Origin of the sequence: Cupriavidus campinensis, from assembly GCF_905397395.1 — a bacterium.
GTDB classification, from domain to species: Bacteria; Pseudomonadota; Gammaproteobacteria; order Burkholderiales; family Burkholderiaceae; genus Cupriavidus; species Cupriavidus campinensis.
This window is the reverse complement of record NZ_CAJPVH010000050.1, coordinates 23,874-38,739: the sequence shown is the minus strand read 5'-3', so window position 1 is coordinate 38,739 and position 14,866 is coordinate 23,874. Positions and strand designations below refer to the sequence as shown.

13 protein-coding genes are annotated in these 14,866 nt (G+C 65.4%); all 13 read left to right on the top strand.

Features of this window, described 5'->3' with window-relative positions; translation table 11 throughout:
* Nucleotides 1–2,186, top strand: a 2,186-nt coding sequence (gene bcsA, locus KHO18_RS22160; protein WP_244844989.1) for a UDP-forming cellulose synthase catalytic subunit, incomplete at its 5' end; no start/stop codon positions are given.
* A 59-nt stretch (nt 2,187–2,245) separates the two neighbouring features.
* Nucleotides 2,246–3,808, top strand: a complete 1,563-nt coding sequence (gene bcsG, locus KHO18_RS22155; RefSeq protein ID WP_211943914.1) for a cellulose biosynthesis protein BcsG — start codon at nt 2,246–2,248, stop codon at nt 3,806–3,808.
* Complete coding sequence (gene bcsR, locus KHO18_RS22150) at nt 3,805–4,041, top strand: BcsR/BcsP family cellulose biosynthesis protein (protein ID WP_144201872.1); 237 nt, start codon at nt 3,805–3,807, stop codon at nt 4,039–4,041. The genes bcsG and bcsR overlap by 4 nt, the downstream gene beginning before the upstream one ends.
* 118 nt (nt 4,042–4,159) lie before the next feature.
* Nucleotides 4,160–5,425, top strand: a complete 1,266-nt coding sequence (locus KHO18_RS22145; protein ID WP_211943913.1) for a SpoIIE family protein phosphatase — start codon at nt 4,160–4,162, stop codon at nt 5,423–5,425.
* A 43-nt stretch (nt 5,426–5,468) separates the two neighbouring features.
* On the top strand, nt 5,469–6,053 hold the full coding sequence (locus KHO18_RS22140; protein WP_144201876.1) for a SiaB family protein kinase: 585 nt from the start codon (nt 5,469–5,471) through the stop codon (nt 6,051–6,053).
* 22 nt (nt 6,054–6,075) lie between these two features.
* The gene (locus KHO18_RS22135) at nt 6,076–6,465 is read left to right on the top strand and encodes a DUF1987 domain-containing protein (protein WP_144201878.1); all 390 of its coding nucleotides are present in this window, start codon (nt 6,076–6,078) and stop codon (nt 6,463–6,465) included.
* Nucleotides 6,466–6,482: 17 nt separating this feature from the next.
* Entirely contained in the window at nt 6,483–7,199 is a 717-nt protein-coding gene (locus KHO18_RS22130; RefSeq protein WP_144201881.1) for a GGDEF domain-containing protein, read from the top strand.
* A 166-nt stretch (nt 7,200–7,365) separates the two neighbouring features.
* A complete protein-coding gene (locus KHO18_RS22125) occupies nt 7,366–7,599 on the top strand; it encodes a hypothetical protein (RefSeq protein WP_144201883.1) in 234 nt (77 codons plus the stop codon).
* 408 nt (nt 7,600–8,007) lie between these two features.
* Nucleotides 8,008–8,598 carry a fimbrial protein gene (locus KHO18_RS22120; RefSeq protein WP_211943912.1) on the top strand — a complete coding sequence of 197 codons (591 nt, stop codon included), beginning with the start codon at nt 8,008–8,010 and terminating at the stop codon, nt 8,596–8,598.
* 108 nt (nt 8,599–8,706) lie between these two features.
* Complete coding sequence (locus KHO18_RS22115) at nt 8,707–9,474, top strand: fimbrial biogenesis chaperone (protein WP_186296960.1); 768 nt, start codon at nt 8,707–8,709, stop codon at nt 9,472–9,474.
* A 103-nt stretch (nt 9,475–9,577) separates the two neighbouring features.
* Nucleotides 9,578–12,118 carry a fimbria/pilus outer membrane usher protein gene (locus tag KHO18_RS22110; protein ID WP_211943911.1) on the top strand — a complete coding sequence of 847 codons (2,541 nt, stop codon included), beginning with the start codon at nt 9,578–9,580 and terminating at the stop codon, nt 12,116–12,118.
* Nucleotides 12,115–13,074 (top strand): fimbrial protein, encoded by a 960-nt coding sequence (locus KHO18_RS22105; RefSeq protein ID WP_144201889.1) that lies wholly within the window; start codon nt 12,115–12,117, stop codon nt 13,072–13,074. Before KHO18_RS22110 ends, KHO18_RS22105 begins: the two co-directional genes overlap by 4 nt.
* Before the next feature lie 69 nt (nt 13,075–13,143).
* The gene (locus KHO18_RS22100; protein WP_211943910.1) at nt 13,144–14,853 is read left to right on the top strand and encodes a ShlB/FhaC/HecB family hemolysin secretion/activation protein; all 1,710 of its coding nucleotides are present in this window, start codon (nt 13,144–13,146) and stop codon (nt 14,851–14,853) included.
* Nucleotides 14,854–14,866: the final 13 nt, after the last annotated feature.

Genomic DNA, 14,866 nt, shown 5'->3' with positions numbered 1-14,866 from the left:
GGCGCCGCGTTGCCGCGCGGCTGCCCCGCGTGAACTGGGCGCGCGTGGGCGATGGCGTGGAAGCCGTCGCCACCCGCGTGGGCCGCATCCCGTTCGCGGTGCCCACATCGCTGGTGCTCGCCTGCCTGGCCGGTGCGGTCATCAGCACCACGCCGCTGACGTTTTCAAGCCAGCTGCTGCTGTTCGCCATCGTCTGGATCGGGCTGACGGTGCTGCGGCGCATTCCCGGCCGGCTGCCGACGCTGGCGATGATGGTGCTCTCCACGCTGATGGCGGGCCGCTATATCTGGTGGCGCTCCACGCAGACGCTGCAGTTCACCACGGCCACCGAGGCCGCCGTGGGCTACCTCCTCTATGCGGCCGAGGTCTACACCTGGATCGTGCTGGGGCTGGGCTACCTGCAAACGGCGTGGCCGCTGAACCGCCGGCCCAAGGCGCTGCCGGCCGACCCGGAGACCTGGCCTACGGTGGACGTCTACATCCCCACCTACAACGAGTCGCTGGCGGTGCTGCAGCCCACCGTGTACGCGGCGCTGAGCATGGACTGGCCGGCGCACAAGCTGCGCGTGTTCATCCTCGACGATGGCCGGCGGCCCGCGATGCGGGACTTCGCGGCGGCGGCCGGGGTGGGCTACCTCACGCGCGAGGACAATTTCCACGCCAAGGCCGGCAATATCAACAAGGCGCTGGCGAAGACGGACGGCGAGTACATCGCGATCTTCGACTGCGACCACATCCCCACCCGGTCCTTCCTGCAGATGACCATGGGCGAGTTCCTGGCCGACCCGAAGTGCGCGCTGGTGCAGACGCCGCACCACTTCTTCTCGCCAGACCCGTTCGAGCGCAACTTCGACACCTTCCGGCGCGTGCCGAACGAAGGCAGCCTGTTCTACGGGCTGATCCAGGACGGCAACGATTTCTGGAACGCCACCTTCTTCTGCGGCTCCTGCGCGGTCATCAAACGCGCCCCGCTGCTGGAGATCGGCGGGATTGCCGTGGAAACCGTCACCGAGGACGCCCACACGGCCCTCAAGCTGCACCGGCTGGGCTACAACAGCGCCTACCGTCGCACGGTGCAGGCGGCGGGGCTGGCTACCGAGAGCCTGTCCGGCCATATCGGGCAGCGCATCCGCTGGGCGCGCGGCATGGCACAGATCTTCCGCATCGACAACCCGCTGCTCGGGCGCGGGCTGCACCTGTTCCAGCGCATCTGCTACAGCAACGCGATGCTGCACTTCTTCTACGGCATTCCCCGGCTGATCTTCCTGACCATGCCGATCGCCTACCTGTACTTCGGCCTGCACGTGATCAACACCTCGGCGCTGCTGATCATGGCCTACGTGCTGCCCTACCTGTTCGTGGCCAACGTGACCAACTCGCGGCTGCAGGGCCGCTACCGTCATTCGTTCTGGGCCGAGGTCTACGAATCGGTGCTGGCCTGGTACATCGTGCTGCCGACCACGGTGGCCTTTATCAACCCGCGCCTGGGCAAGTTCAATGTCACGGCCAAGGGCGGGCAGATTGCCGACGACTACCTCGACTGGACCATCTCCAAGCCCTACCTGGTGCTGCTGGCGCTCAACGTGGTCGGGCTGGCGGTTGGCGTGGGCCACCTGCTGTTTGGCAGCACCGACGAGCCGGCCACGGTGCTGATGAACATGGGCTGGGCACTGGCCAACCTGATCATGCTCGGCGCCGCCGTGGGCGTGGCGCGGGAGGCGCGGCAGGTGCGGGTCTCCCACCGCATTCCGATGCGGGTGCCGGCCACGCTGCTGCTGCCGGACGGCGCCACGCTGGCCTGCCGCACCGAGAACTACTCGATGGGCGGGCTCGGCCTGTTGCTGCCCGTGGAGGTGACGCTCGACGAGGGGGCGCGCGTGGGCGTCTGCCTGGCGCGCGGCACGCGCACCTATCACTTCCCCGGCGTGGTCACGCGCAACGTCAACCGTCACCTCGGCGTGCGGATGGAGGGCCTGACCGCCGAGCGCGAGATCGAACTGATCCAGTGCACCTTCGGCCGCGCCGACGCGTGGATCGACTGGCTGGACGACGAACACGCCGACGCCCCGCTGCGCAGCCTCAAGGAGGTGATCGAGATGGGCTACCAGGGCCTGCTGCGCCTCTACGACGCCTGCGCGGAGGCGGTTGACCTGCTGATCGGGCGCCGCCGGCCCCGCCAGCCCTAAGCCCTCACACCCGCCATCACGCCGGCCATCACGCCGCAGGAGCCGAACCTCACATCGCCATGGGAATCTGGAACCTCTACTTCCTCGCCAAGCTCTGGCTGTTCCACACGGGCCACCTCCAGCCGCACTGGCTGACGAACCTGGTGTTCGCGCTGTTCCTGGCGGCGCCGATGGAGTCGCGGCCGCTGCGGGTGCTGCGCCAGTTCATCGCCATCGGGGTCGGGGCGATGCTGGCCTACCGGGAATCGACGCTGCCGCCGTTCGCGCGCGTGGTGTCGCAGTTCTCGAACGTGCGCGCGTTCACGCCGGATTACCTGCTCGAACTGGCGCAGCGCATCGTCTCCCTGCAGATGGTGGTGGCGATCGGGCTGGCGGTGCTGCTCTACCTGATCATCAACCGCTGGGTGCGGGTGACATCCTTCGTGCTGCTGGCGCTGATCGCCATCCCGTTCTGGCACGGCACCGGCGACGGCAACCCGCCGACGCGCCTCAACCAGATGACCGCGCGCGCGGCGGACACTCCGCGCGCCGACTTCGCCGTGCGTGGCGGCTACGACGCCCAACTGGCCGCCTTCCGCGAGCAGGAATCGACCCGGTCGGCCACCGCGCAGCCGCTGACGGCCACGCCCGACGCGCAGTTCGACATCATCGTGCTGCACATCTGCTCGCTGTCGTGGGACGACCTGGACGCCGCCAAGGCCAGCAACCACCCGCTGTTCACGCGCTTCGACTACCTGTTCAAGAATTTCAGTTCCGCCGCCAGCTACAGCGGGCCGGCCGCCATCCGGCTGCTGCGCGCCTCGTGCGGCCAGCAGCCCCACGCCGACCTGTACTCGCCGGCGCCCGCCGAATGCCATCTGTTCGAAGCGCTCGCCCAGGCCGGCTTCGGCCCCCATGTGCTGCTGAACCACGATGGCCGCTTCGACAATTTCCGCAGCTTCGTGGACAAGGAAGTCGGCGTGGCGGGCGTGCAGCCCGAGTCCAACGAGGGCGTGCCCGTGGCGATGCGCGCCTTCGACGATTCCCCGGTGCTGGGCGACTACGACACCTTCGACCACTGGTACAAGCGCCGCCTCCAGCAGAACAGCGGCCCCGTGGCGCTCTACTTCAACACGGTGACGCTGCACGACGGCAACCGGCTGCCGGGCAAGCGGCTGACCAGCCTGGAGTCCTACCCGCTGCGGCTGGCCAAGTTGCTCGAGGACGTGGACCGGATCATCGAGACCATCAGCAAGTCCGGCCGCAAGGCGGTGGTGGTCTTCGTGCCGGAGCATGGCGCGGCGCTGCGTGGCGACGAGAACCAGATTTCCGGGCTGCGCGAGATTCCCACGCCGCGCATCGTCCATGTGCCGGTGGGCGTGAAGCTGGTGGGCCTGCCGACTACGGCCGCGGGCGGCATGGTGACGATTGACGCGCCGTCCAGCTTCCTGGCGCTGTCGCAGCTGCTGTTCAACCTCGTGGCGGACAGCCCGTTCCGCCAGGGTGCCCCGCCCACCCCCAGCTACAGCGAGAACCTGCCGCAGACGGCGATGGTGGGCGAGAACGAGGGCACCGTAACCATGAAGCTGAGCAAGGGCTATGTGATTCATACGCCAGATGGCGTCTGGGTGGAGCAGAAATGAGCCAAGCGCCGAAGTCCCCAAGGACCCTGCCGGTGCCGCGCGGCACGCCGGGCGCCTATAGCGATATCGACGCCCTGGGCCGGCATGTCGAAGGCTTTGACGCGCGGCGTTACTTCGACCAGCAGGATGCAGTGCAGACCCGGGCGGCGGCGCAACGCTGGCCGCTGCTGGGGCGCGCGCTGGGACATTCGCCGGACGACACGGACGACCCGTCGACCGGCACCGACAGCTAATGCCGCCACCCCACTCGAGTGGGGCTTTAACCATTGATTTACAAGGAAAACCGTCACATAGCCGACATGCACCGAACGTAAGATCTGGGCCACTTTCCCCACCCTGGTTCCTTCGGTCATGTCTGGCGTTCTGGTTGATCCCTCCGCTGCCCGCCTGCGCTTCCGGCAGCCCTGTGCCGAGGATCTGGCCGTCATCACGCCGTCCGTGACGACCGACCACACGAATCAGGACGTGCTCGAGGTCTTTGCGCTGCACCGCGACCTCAACTGCCTGCCCGTGACCGAACGCGACAAGCCCATCGGCCTGATCAACCGGTCGATCTTCCTGTCGCAGATGAGCAAGCCGTACCACCAGGAGCTCTACAACCGCAAGAGCTGCATTGCCTTCATGGACAAGGAGCCGCTGATCGTGGACGCCGCCATGAGCATCGACGCGCTGACCTTCCGCGCGGTGGAGTACGGCGAGAAAGCGCTGGCGGAAGGCTTCATCATCGCCCGCGACGGCAAGTTCATCGGTCTGGGACATGGCCTGCAGCTGATGCGCGTGGTGGCGGACATGCAGGCCGAGCGCAATCGGCAGATCATGCAGAGCATCGACTACGCCAGCACGATCCAGCGGGCGATGCTGCGCACGTCGCGCCAGACGCTGGCCGCCACGCTGCCGGACGCCGCGCTGGTCTGGGAGCCGCGCGACGTGGTGGGCGGCGACTTCTATCACTTCGCGGCGTTTGAAGACGGCTGGTTCGCCGCGCTGGCCGACTGCACCGGCCATGGCGTGCCGGGCGCGTTCATGACGCTGATTGCCTCGTCGCTGCTGACGCAGGCCATCGAGCAGCAGGGCCCGCGCGACCCCGGCGCACTGCTGGCGGCCCTCAATCGCGGCATCAAGCAGATGCTTGGGCAGATCGACGGCCACATCGACGGGCAGGACGGCCAGCGGGGCGAGCGCGGCATCGCCGAATCCGACGACGGCATGGACGCCGCGTTCTTCTGGTTCGACAACGCCACGCGCACGCTAACCTTTGCCGGCGCCAAGTGCGCGCTGTTCGTGCTGCACCCCGGCGACCGCGAAGGCCAGATGATCAACGGCGCCCGCATGGGCGTCGGCTACGTGGACACCGGCATGGACTACGCGTGGCAGAACGCGGCCGTGCCGATGCCGCCCGACACGGTGGCCTTCGTGACCACGGACGGGCTGATCGACCAGATCGGCGGCCCGCGCGAGATCTCCTTCGGCAAGCGCCGCATGCGCGAGGCGATCTGCGCCAGCCGCGCGGCATCGGCGGCGCAGATCAGCCAGGCGGTGCTCGAGGTGCACCGTGCCTGGCAGGGGCAGCACCGGCGCCGCGACGACCTGACCTTTTTCTGCTTCCGCGCCCGATAACACCGCGCCAGCCTCTTACAGCGCCCCACCGGCCGCACGACACATGAACGCCGCACAATCGATTGACAAGGAATATGAGCCGTTTTTCGCGATGGCTCGGGAACGCAACGTGATCTTCTACTACGTCGGCTACTTTTCGCAGAACATCATCGCCGCCATGTCCGACGCGGTACGCCTGCAGCTCGCCGTGAGCGGGGTCGATGGCGCCACGCGGCGCAAGCTGTTCTCGTCGTTCGTGGAAATGGCGCAGAACATCGTCCACTATTCCTCGGACGCCCTGACCTCGCCCACGCCGGAGAGCGAGCAGCAGCGCGGCCAGCTGCGCCACGGCTCGGTGTGCATCAGCATGGTGGACGAGCACTACCGCCTGATGTGTTCCAATCCGGTGGCCACGGTGCGCGTGCACCAGCTGCGCGCCACGCTGGAGCCGCTGCGCACGATGACGCTGGACGAGATCAAGCAAGCCTACAAGCAGACCCTGCGCGCCGAGGCGCCGGAGGGCAGCAAAGGCGCCGGGCTCGGCTTCCTGACGATGGCGCGCGATGCCAGCGCGCCCCTCGAATACAACTTTCAACCGATCGACACGGATCCGGGATCGACGATGTTCCAGCTCGTCGCCACGATCTGACGTCTCGGGAAGAGCCTCTGCCATGGAAAACCTGTTTATCGCCGCCACGCCCTCCTCGCCCGAGGTGAGCTTCGACTTCGAGCGGCACATCCTCTCGCTCAAGGGCGAGTCCTACCCCGAGAACGCCGCCGTGTTCTACGGCGAGGCCATCGCCCGCCTGCGCAAGTACCTGGCCGCGTGCGACGGGGTTTCGGTCACGGTCAACGTGGCGCTGACCTACTTCAACAGTTCGAGCACCAAGATGCTGTTCAGCATCTTCGACGCGCTGAACGACGCCGCCGAGCGCGGCAACCGCATCGCACTGCACTGGTTCCACGACGAGGACGACGACACCATCCTCGAATTCGGCCAGGAACTTCACGACGACTTTCCCGCGATTGCGTTCCACGACGTTGCGACCACCGGCAGTTGAACCCGCCCGCCGCCATCATGTCCGAGCCCGACCTGTTCGAATCGGAGAACAGCGTCCTGGCACATGCCAAGGCCGTGTTCTGCGATGTCGATGCCGGCGAGGAGTCGTATCGGCATACGCTGGGCCAGCTCATCAGCTACTACGAGCGGCTGATGCGCGAGACGCGCCGGCTGATCCGCCGCAGCGACCGCGAGGAACTGGAGATGAACCGGCTCAACCACCGGCTCCAGGAGCTGGCGCAGGAACTTGAATACCGCGCCACGCACGACACGCTGACCGGCGCGCTCAACCGCGGCGCCGTGATCGACCGCGCCACGGCGGCGCTGGCGCGCGGGAGCCTGTCGATGATCGTGCTCGACATCGACCATTTCAAGCGGCTCAACGACGCCTATGGCCATCCGGTGGGCGACGCGGTGATCTGCGGCGTGACCGCCTGTCTCAAGAACACCGTGGATGCCGAGGGCGCCATCGGGCGCGTGGGCGGCGAGGAATTCACCGCGCTGCTGCCGGGCGTCCCGCTGGAGGACGCGCTGGTGCTGGCCGAGGACATGCGCCATGCCATCGCCACGCATCGCTTCCCCTCCCCGGTGGACTGCCCGGTCACGGCAAGTTTCGGCGTGAGCTGGTCCGCCCAGGGCCGCACCTTCGAACACGCGTATGGCCGCGCCGACGAGGCGCTCTACGAGGCCAAGCGCGGCGGCCGCAACCGCGTGATGCAGGCCGCCACGGCGTGACCGCAATTTTCTGATCCATTGACTGGTCCGACACTGTGATCTGGAATACGGTGGTTTGCCCTCGCGAAACCCATGTTTCCGATAGGGCGAGCCTTGACTACTATCCAGAGTGATCCCTGACATCAGGACGGCGCAGGTCACCTCGCCGGCCAGGACAAGGAGAGGCATGCACCACATCGAGCCAGTGGAATGCGTCTGCGGCGCGACGCTCCACATCCGCGAATACCGGCTGGGCCTTGTGAGGACCCCACGCAAGGAACACGCACCCTGCCCCGTCTGCGGGCGCACTGTCTACGAGACCGAGATGGACGGCTTCCTGCTGGTGGAAGTCGTCGCCCGGCGCGCGCCGGTGATGGCCGTGAAGGCTCGTCTGCAGAAGCGTAAGTCGCAACAACCTTAGTTTCAGCCGCTCCCGCTGCACATCGTGGACTAAGGACACGCGTCCTCGTCCCTCCCCCGCCTTTCGGCTGACAGCCTGACCGTCAATCGCGTCAGCGCCTCGTTTCGTCCGCCTTTCCCCCCTTTCTGCGCCACAGCGCCCTCCTCCCCCGCCTGACGGCAAGCGGCCCTGCCGCCACCCCGGCAAGCTCGCGCCGCCGCCTGGGCAATCGTATTTTCTTTAAATTCACGACTTTTTTTAATAGTAATTCCTTCATTTTTTTAGGGTACTGCATGCCGCATTTTTTGATGTGGATCAAATAGTTATCGCACTTCGAATTTAAAGAATCTCCGATTTAAGGGATGCCTACTGGAGATGTAAATTTCGCTCAGCCATGGATTGCATGGCATTTACCTTAAGAACCTAACCATGACCAACATCACACAAATCCTCCGATCCAGCAAAGCGCTCCGCTACGCAGCCATGGTGTGCGCACTGGGCGCCGCCGCGTCTTCCGCCGCCGCTGACGATGGCCGCATCACCTTCACCGGCACCATCTCCGACGTCACCTGCACCGTAACGGGTGGCGGTGCAACCGTGACGGCCCAGTCCGCCGGTAACTTCACCGTCGGCCTGCCGCGCGTGAGCGCCACGGCCCTGGCGGCCAACGGCGAGCGCGCCGGCGATACGCCGTTCTGGATGCGCCTGTCGGGTACCAACTGCACCAACGGCAAGGTCGCCAGCGTGTACTTCGAACCCGCGCAAAGCACCAACATCGACCAGGCCACCGGCAACCTGCGCAACGCCACCGGCACCGGCCGCGCCACGCGCGTGCAAGTTGGCCTGCTGAATGGCGCCAAGTCCGTCATGAACCTGTTCACGAGCACGCCCACCAGCACGGCCACGATCGCCAACAACGCCGCGCAGTTCGACTACTGGGCTCAGTACGTAGCCACCGGTGGCGCAGCCACCGCCGGTACCGTTTCGACTGATGTCGTGTACTCGATTATTTACAACTAAGTCTGTGCTATCGCCACCGCGACCCAGGTTGCGGTGGTGCGCTGTGCCATGACACCCCCGCCTCGCGCATCGCATGGCAGACGAACGTGTCAAGGAAAAGGGATCAAAATGAAACCGCTACATTTTCTGATGATGGCTCTCGCCATCCTTGCCGGCCCATCGCACGCCGCGATCCAGGTCGCCGGCACACGTATCGTCTTTGACGGAAATCAAAAGGAGCAGACCGTACGCCTGACGAATACAGGCGACCGGCCGGTGCTCACACAGATCTGGCTAGATGCCGGTGAAGAGCAAGCCGACGGCACCGTCCAGGCGGGCGCGCAGGCCACCCCGTTCATCGTCAATCCCCCTGTGGCCCGCATCAACAGCGACAAGGCCCAGGTCGTCCGCATTTTCAAGACCGCCGAGGTCGCGGCACTGCCGCAGACACAGGAATCGGTCTTCTGGCTCAACGTCCTCGAAGTTCCGGCGAAGGCCACGCCAGCCGCGAACGCAGAACCGGAGGCGGAAGACAACCGCCTCAACATCGCCTTGCGCACGCGGCTCAAGCTGTTCTATCGACCGGCCGGCGTGAAGGGCGATACCGTCACCGCCGCCGAAGCCATGGCATGGCGCGTTCGCAAGGACGGCGATGACTACGTCGTCACGTGTGCGAACCGCAGCCCGATTCATATCTCGTTTGCCAGCCTGGTGCTGAAGCAAGGCGAGAAGCGTTCGGATGTACCTGGGGGCCTGGCCAAGCCGAATGCCGACGAGACATTCCGCTTCGTGGGTGCCGCCGCTGGCGCCGCGGGCCCGCTGACGCTCGAACTGAACTACATCACCGAACTGGGCGCATTCGTGCCGGTAAGCGTGCCACTGACGGTCGGGGGCTGAGATGACTACGCTGCCCCGTTCGTCGTATGTTGCCCGCGTACCCGCCCGTTTTGCGCGGCGCGCGGTCGCAATTGGCGCCGCCTTGCTCGCGACGGCGCCCGCCATGGCAATGGTCGAGGAGAACCGCGACCCCCGGCGCAACAGCGGTGCCACGGCATCGAACGGCGAGCAGGTCCAGTTTGAAAGTGGTTTCGTCCGCGCGCTCGGGCAGTCCATCGACCTCTCGCGCTTCGAGCGCGATGAATCGGTAACTGAAGGCGAGCATCCGGTAGAGGTCATCGTCAACGACACGCCCTACGGTACGCATACCCTGTCGTTCGCTCGCCATCCGATTTCCGGCCAGCTCGAGCCCTGCTTCCCGAAATCGCTCGTGGCACGCTTCGGCCTGCATCCCGAGCGCCAGCTACGGCAGCTCGAAGACGGCACCTGCGCATTCCTCGATGAACTGGTGACCGGTGGCGCACAGGTCCATGAGGCTGGCGAGCAGCAGCTCCTGGTCACCATTCCGCAAATCTTCCTGCGCTACAACGTGCGCGGCTACGTGCCGCCCGAGGTGCTGGAAGAAGGCATCACCGCGGCTACCTTCCGGTACAACCTCAGCTACACCAACAACCAGAACAGCCGGGGGCACTCCGGCCAGTACCTCTATGGTGGGCTGGAGAGCAACTTCAACTTCGGCCCCTGGAGATTCCGTTCCTACGGCACCGTGTCGTCCAACGAAGGCCAGCCCACGCGCTGGGACCACGTATCCGCCTACGCGCAGCGGGCCTTGCCCACTATTCAGTCGGAAACCACCATTGGCGATGCCAACACCACCGGACAACTGTTCGACTCCACGCCGGTTCGCGGCGTGACGCTGGCCACCGATGACCGGATGCTGCCGGATTCCCTGCGCGGCTACGCGCCTGTGGTCCGCGGCGTGGCGCGGTCGAACGCGGTGGTCACGGTCCGTCAGGCCTCCAATGTCATCTTAGAGCGCAACGTCCCGCCGGGCGAGTTCGCCTTCAACGATCTCTACGCCACCGGTTATGGCGGTGACCTCGAAGTCACGGTGACCGAGGCGGATGGGCAGACCCAGCAGTTCGTGGTGCCCTACGGCAGCATCGCGCAGTTGCTGCGCGAGGGCTACACGAAGTACAGCGTTACCGGGGGTGCGATTCGCGACGAATCCATCTCCGACGCGCCGATCCTGATGGAAGGCACGATTCAGCATGGCCTGACCAACGACATTACCCTCTATGGCGGCGTGCAGATCACCGCGCCGGCGTACTATGCCGCCGCCATGGCGGGTGCGGCCGTCAACACGCCGCTCGGCGCGCTGGGCCTCGATATCACCCAGTCCTACGCGATGTGCGTGGATTTTGCCGCGCATTGCGACAAGGCCGGACAAAGCGTACGCGCCAGCCTCGGCAAGCAACTCTCGACGGGCACCTATTTCAGCCTGGTCGGATACCGCTACTCCAGCCCCGGCTACTACTCGCTGATGGACACCATGCATCTGCGCGAGTTCCGGCTTGGCCATAGCGATCGGGAGCCCCTTCGGCTGCGCGACCGCTTCGACGTGAACATCACGCAGGCCCTCGGCCAGAAGTACGGCAACCTGTTCCTCACCGGGTCCTATGGACGGCACTGGGAAGACCACAGCCGTCAACTGAGCTTCCAGGCCGGCTACAGCAACAGTCTGGGCCCCGTTCGATACAACCTCAGCGTTGGCCGCACGAAAAACGCGCTTGGCAGGGATGAAAACAGTGTCCTCCTGTCACTGTCGATGCCCCTGGGGCGGTCGGCGGTCAACCCGGCGACCGTGGGCGTCAGCGCCTCGCACATGAATGGCCAGTCTGACCTGCGCACGACCCTCTCCGGCAGCGCCGGGGAACGCGCGCAGACCTCGTATAGCGCCTGGGCCGATGCGGCCACCGGCGGCGACGTGTCCTTCGGCGGTGCGCTCGGCTATACCGCCGACGCCGTCAAGGGCAGCGTCTCGTACGGCCGCTCGCCGCACACCAACTCGATTGGGGCGAATGTCAGCGGCGGCGTGCTGATCCATGGCGATGGCGTGAACTTCGCCAGCGAACTGGGCAACACCGTAGCACTCGTGAAGGCCGACGGTGCGGCCGGGGCGCGCGTGCTGCCTTACCAGCACACCCGGATCGGCAAGGACGGCTATGCCGTGGTGCCCTACGTGTCGCCTTACCAGTGGAACAACGTCGAACTCGACCTCAAGGACGCCGACATGGGTCTTCAGGTCGAGAACACACGGCTCATGACCGCCCCCACGGCAGGCGCCGTGGTCAAGCTGACGTTCGACTCCCGCCATACCGAGTCCGCCGTGCTGCGCATCCGGCAGGCCAACGGCAGCCTCGTTCCCTTCGGCGCCACCGTGGTGGACGCGGACGGCAACCTGATCGGCACAGTCGGCGGCGGAGGCACGGTCATCGCCAGCGATCTCTCGGCCGACAAGGCACTCACCGTGGCCTGGGGAGCCGGAAAAGACGCGGCACAGCAATGTGTCGCCCAGTACACGAAGCCCGCCACTGCCGCATCCAGCAAGACCCAGGATGTGACGGTTCTCGACGTGACGTGTGAAACCGTGGCGGAACGCCACGCAGTGCCTGGTGCGCCAGGCGAAGAGGGGCAATCATGAAACGCCTGAATTTCCTTCTCGCGGGCGCGGCGTTACTCGCATCGTTCGTCGGCATGCCGGCGGCATCCGCTGCAACGTGCAGCCTGACCTCGAACGGCGGCCAACCGCTGCGCGCGGAAGTCAGCATCAGCTCGATCACCGCGGCGACCAACGGCGCGCCCGGCACGGTGCTGGCCACACGCGATATTCCGCTCGGCAATCTCGACTACACCTGCGGCGCGAACGTGAATGCGGAAATCCGCACGACGATGGCTGTTGGTTCGGCGCAGACAGCGGTCACCAACGTCTACAGCACGACCATCCCTGGCCTGGGCTACCGGCTTCGCTGGCCCGCCACCACGTGGTGGCCGAACGCCCTGCGCTGCAGCGCCACGCAAACCGGCAGCTGCACGATCGCGGCAACGACCGTGAAAGTGGAGTTCGTGCAGACCGGCCCCATCACTTCGGGAACCATGAATCCGACAACCCTCGGGATCGGGACGCTGCTGGCGCCGGACACGTCGAGCAATCAGCTGACTGCCGTACGGATCGAGCTAATGACGCCGATCAGCATCGCCGTCAAGAGCTGCGCGGTGACTTCCGACGTCTATGTCGATCTCGGCACGCACGCACTCTCGGACCTGTCCACCAAGACGGGCTCGCCGGCCGTCAAATTTCCGCTGAAGTTCACCTGCCCCAATCCCGCGGCAGTCGGCATCACCTTCAACGGCACGGCGCCTTTCGGCTACACGACAACGGGCCTGATCGAGAACGACGGCACGGCCCAGGGTTTCGCCGTGCAGCTACTGGATTCCTCCGGCTTCATGGGAGTCAAGCTGGGCAGGGAGATCTCGCTCGGCACTATCAACGGCGCCAAGACCGTCAACTACAACGCGCGGATCTACCGTCTGCCGGCGTCAACGCCGACCGCCGGCACGATCGATACCTACGCGGTCTTCACCCTCAACATTCGCTAACCGACACGAAAGGTTCCTGCATAACTGCATACCGACCGGCTCGGCATGCACCTGAAGAGAAGTGACAAAGTGAAACAGACAAAAACCGGCTGGCTGGCCGTTGCAACAGCCCTGGGCATAGCAACCAGCAGTGCGATCGCCACCCCCGCGCGCGATACCCGGCAAGACATGGACCATCTGGAGCGTCAGCGCCAACAGGAGCAGATCCAGAAGGAAATCGAGCGCGAGCGCGCGTTCTCGGAGCAACACCGCGCCGTCACGCCCGCGCCCGACGCCAAGGAGCAGCCCCTGCAGAACAAGGCGACGTTCCTGGTGTCGCACATCCAGCTTCTGGGTGACGACTCGCCCTCCGCCGAAGCCAAGGCCATTCTCGCCGCCTATGAGGGAAAGACCATGGGTGCCGCGGAGATCATGGCGGTGGTGCGCGATCTGACCAATCACTACATCGAACGCGGCTACGTCACTACCGTGGTCACCGTGCATCCCGGCACGCTGAAGAGCGGGACGCTGACACTCGAGGTCAAGTGGGGAACGATCAAGGATATGACCCGCAACGGCAAGCCCGTCGACGGCATCCGCGACACACTGCGCCTGTTCGGTGCCATGCCGTTCGCCGAGGGCGCGCGACTGAACCTCCAGGATATCGACCAGGCCGTCGACAACCTCGTCAGGGGTGGCGGCAATGACAAGATCCGGATCGTGCCCGGTGACGAAGTCGGCAGCTCGGTGCTCGATGTCACTGGCGAGGACCCGAAGCTTCTGAACTTCGGCATCGGCGTCAACAACAGCGGGCGGGAGGTCGAGGGGTGGAACCAGTATTCCACGAACTTCGGCATCAACAACGTGCTCGGCCTGAACGACTCCATCTCCGCCTACTACGCGCAGCAGGACTTCAAGGACTCCGCCAATAGCCAGCGCATCGGTTCGGTGAACTACAGCCTGCCGATCGGGTACTGGACCTTCGATGCTTCATGGTACGGCTCGCAGTACGAGAAGATGATCGACGGCTACTTCGGCCGCTACGCCAGCGACGGCACGTCCCAGCGCCTGAACCTCAAGCTTTCGCGCGTGCTGCACCGTGACGCCCAGGGCAAGACCAGCGGCTATATGAAGTTCGCCAACCGCTCGAATACCAACGGTATCGAGGGCACGCAGACAAGCATCAACAGCAAGCGCTACTCAGAAGTCGGCGCCGGCGTGACCCATGTGGGTACCCTGGCCAACGGCTGGCTCTATGCCGACCTCGGCGTGAACTTCGGCGTGCCGTGGATGGGCGGCGCATGGCGCAGCGATCCCGACCTCGCCGGCTTCGACACCGACTTCACCAAGTTCAACGGCATGGCCACGTGGACGCGCCCGTTCAAGGTCGGTAACGTCGACTTCGTGTACGACGTGGGAACCGGCTTCCAGTATTCGCCCAACACGCTGGTGACCGATGCCCGGTTGTCGATCGGCGACGAGTACACGGTGCGCGGATTCAAGGACACCGCCTTCTACGGCGATAGCGGCGCCTACCTGTCCAACACCCTGCGGCTCCCGCTCCGGGCAAACGTACTCGGCGGCATTGAGGTCGCGCCTTTCGTCGGCTATGACGGTGGCGTGGTCAAGAACTACGCCCCGGGCTCGAAGCCGGAGTACGTCATGGGTGCTGCCGTCGGCTTTCGCTTTTCCGGCAAGTACCTGACCAGTTCACTTTCCTATGGTTGGCCAATTGCGTCTCCTGCTCAATCCCAGACCCTGGCACGAGCGCTGAACTATCGGCTAGACCTTCGCTACTGAGCGCAATCCATTG

Coding starts and splice junctions, on each gene's coding strand:
- bcsG (WP_211943914.1), top strand. CDS start 2,246: ATGGGAATCTGGAACCTCTACTTCCTCGCCAAGCTCTGGCTGTTCCAC.
- KHO18_RS22135 (WP_144201878.1), top strand. CDS start 6,076: ATGGAAAACCTGTTTATCGCCGCCACGCCCTCCTCGCCCGAGGTGAGC.
- KHO18_RS22115 (WP_186296960.1), top strand. CDS start 8,707: ATGAAACCGCTACATTTTCTGATGATGGCTCTCGCCATCCTTGCCGGC.
- KHO18_RS22130 (WP_144201881.1), top strand. CDS start 6,483: ATGTCCGAGCCCGACCTGTTCGAATCGGAGAACAGCGTCCTGGCACAT.
- bcsR (WP_144201872.1), top strand. CDS start 3,805: ATGAGCCAAGCGCCGAAGTCCCCAAGGACCCTGCCGGTGCCGCGCGGC.
- KHO18_RS22120 (WP_211943912.1), top strand. CDS start 8,008: ATGACCAACATCACACAAATCCTCCGATCCAGCAAAGCGCTCCGCTAC.
- KHO18_RS22110 (WP_211943911.1), top strand. CDS start 9,578: ATGGCAATGGTCGAGGAGAACCGCGACCCCCGGCGCAACAGCGGTGCC.
- KHO18_RS22145 (WP_211943913.1), top strand. CDS start 4,160: ATGTCTGGCGTTCTGGTTGATCCCTCCGCTGCCCGCCTGCGCTTCCGG.
- KHO18_RS22125 (WP_144201883.1), top strand. CDS start 7,366: ATGCACCACATCGAGCCAGTGGAATGCGTCTGCGGCGCGACGCTCCAC.
- KHO18_RS22140 (WP_144201876.1), top strand. CDS start 5,469: ATGAACGCCGCACAATCGATTGACAAGGAATATGAGCCGTTTTTCGCG.
- KHO18_RS22105 (WP_144201889.1), top strand. CDS start 12,115: ATGAAACGCCTGAATTTCCTTCTCGCGGGCGCGGCGTTACTCGCATCG.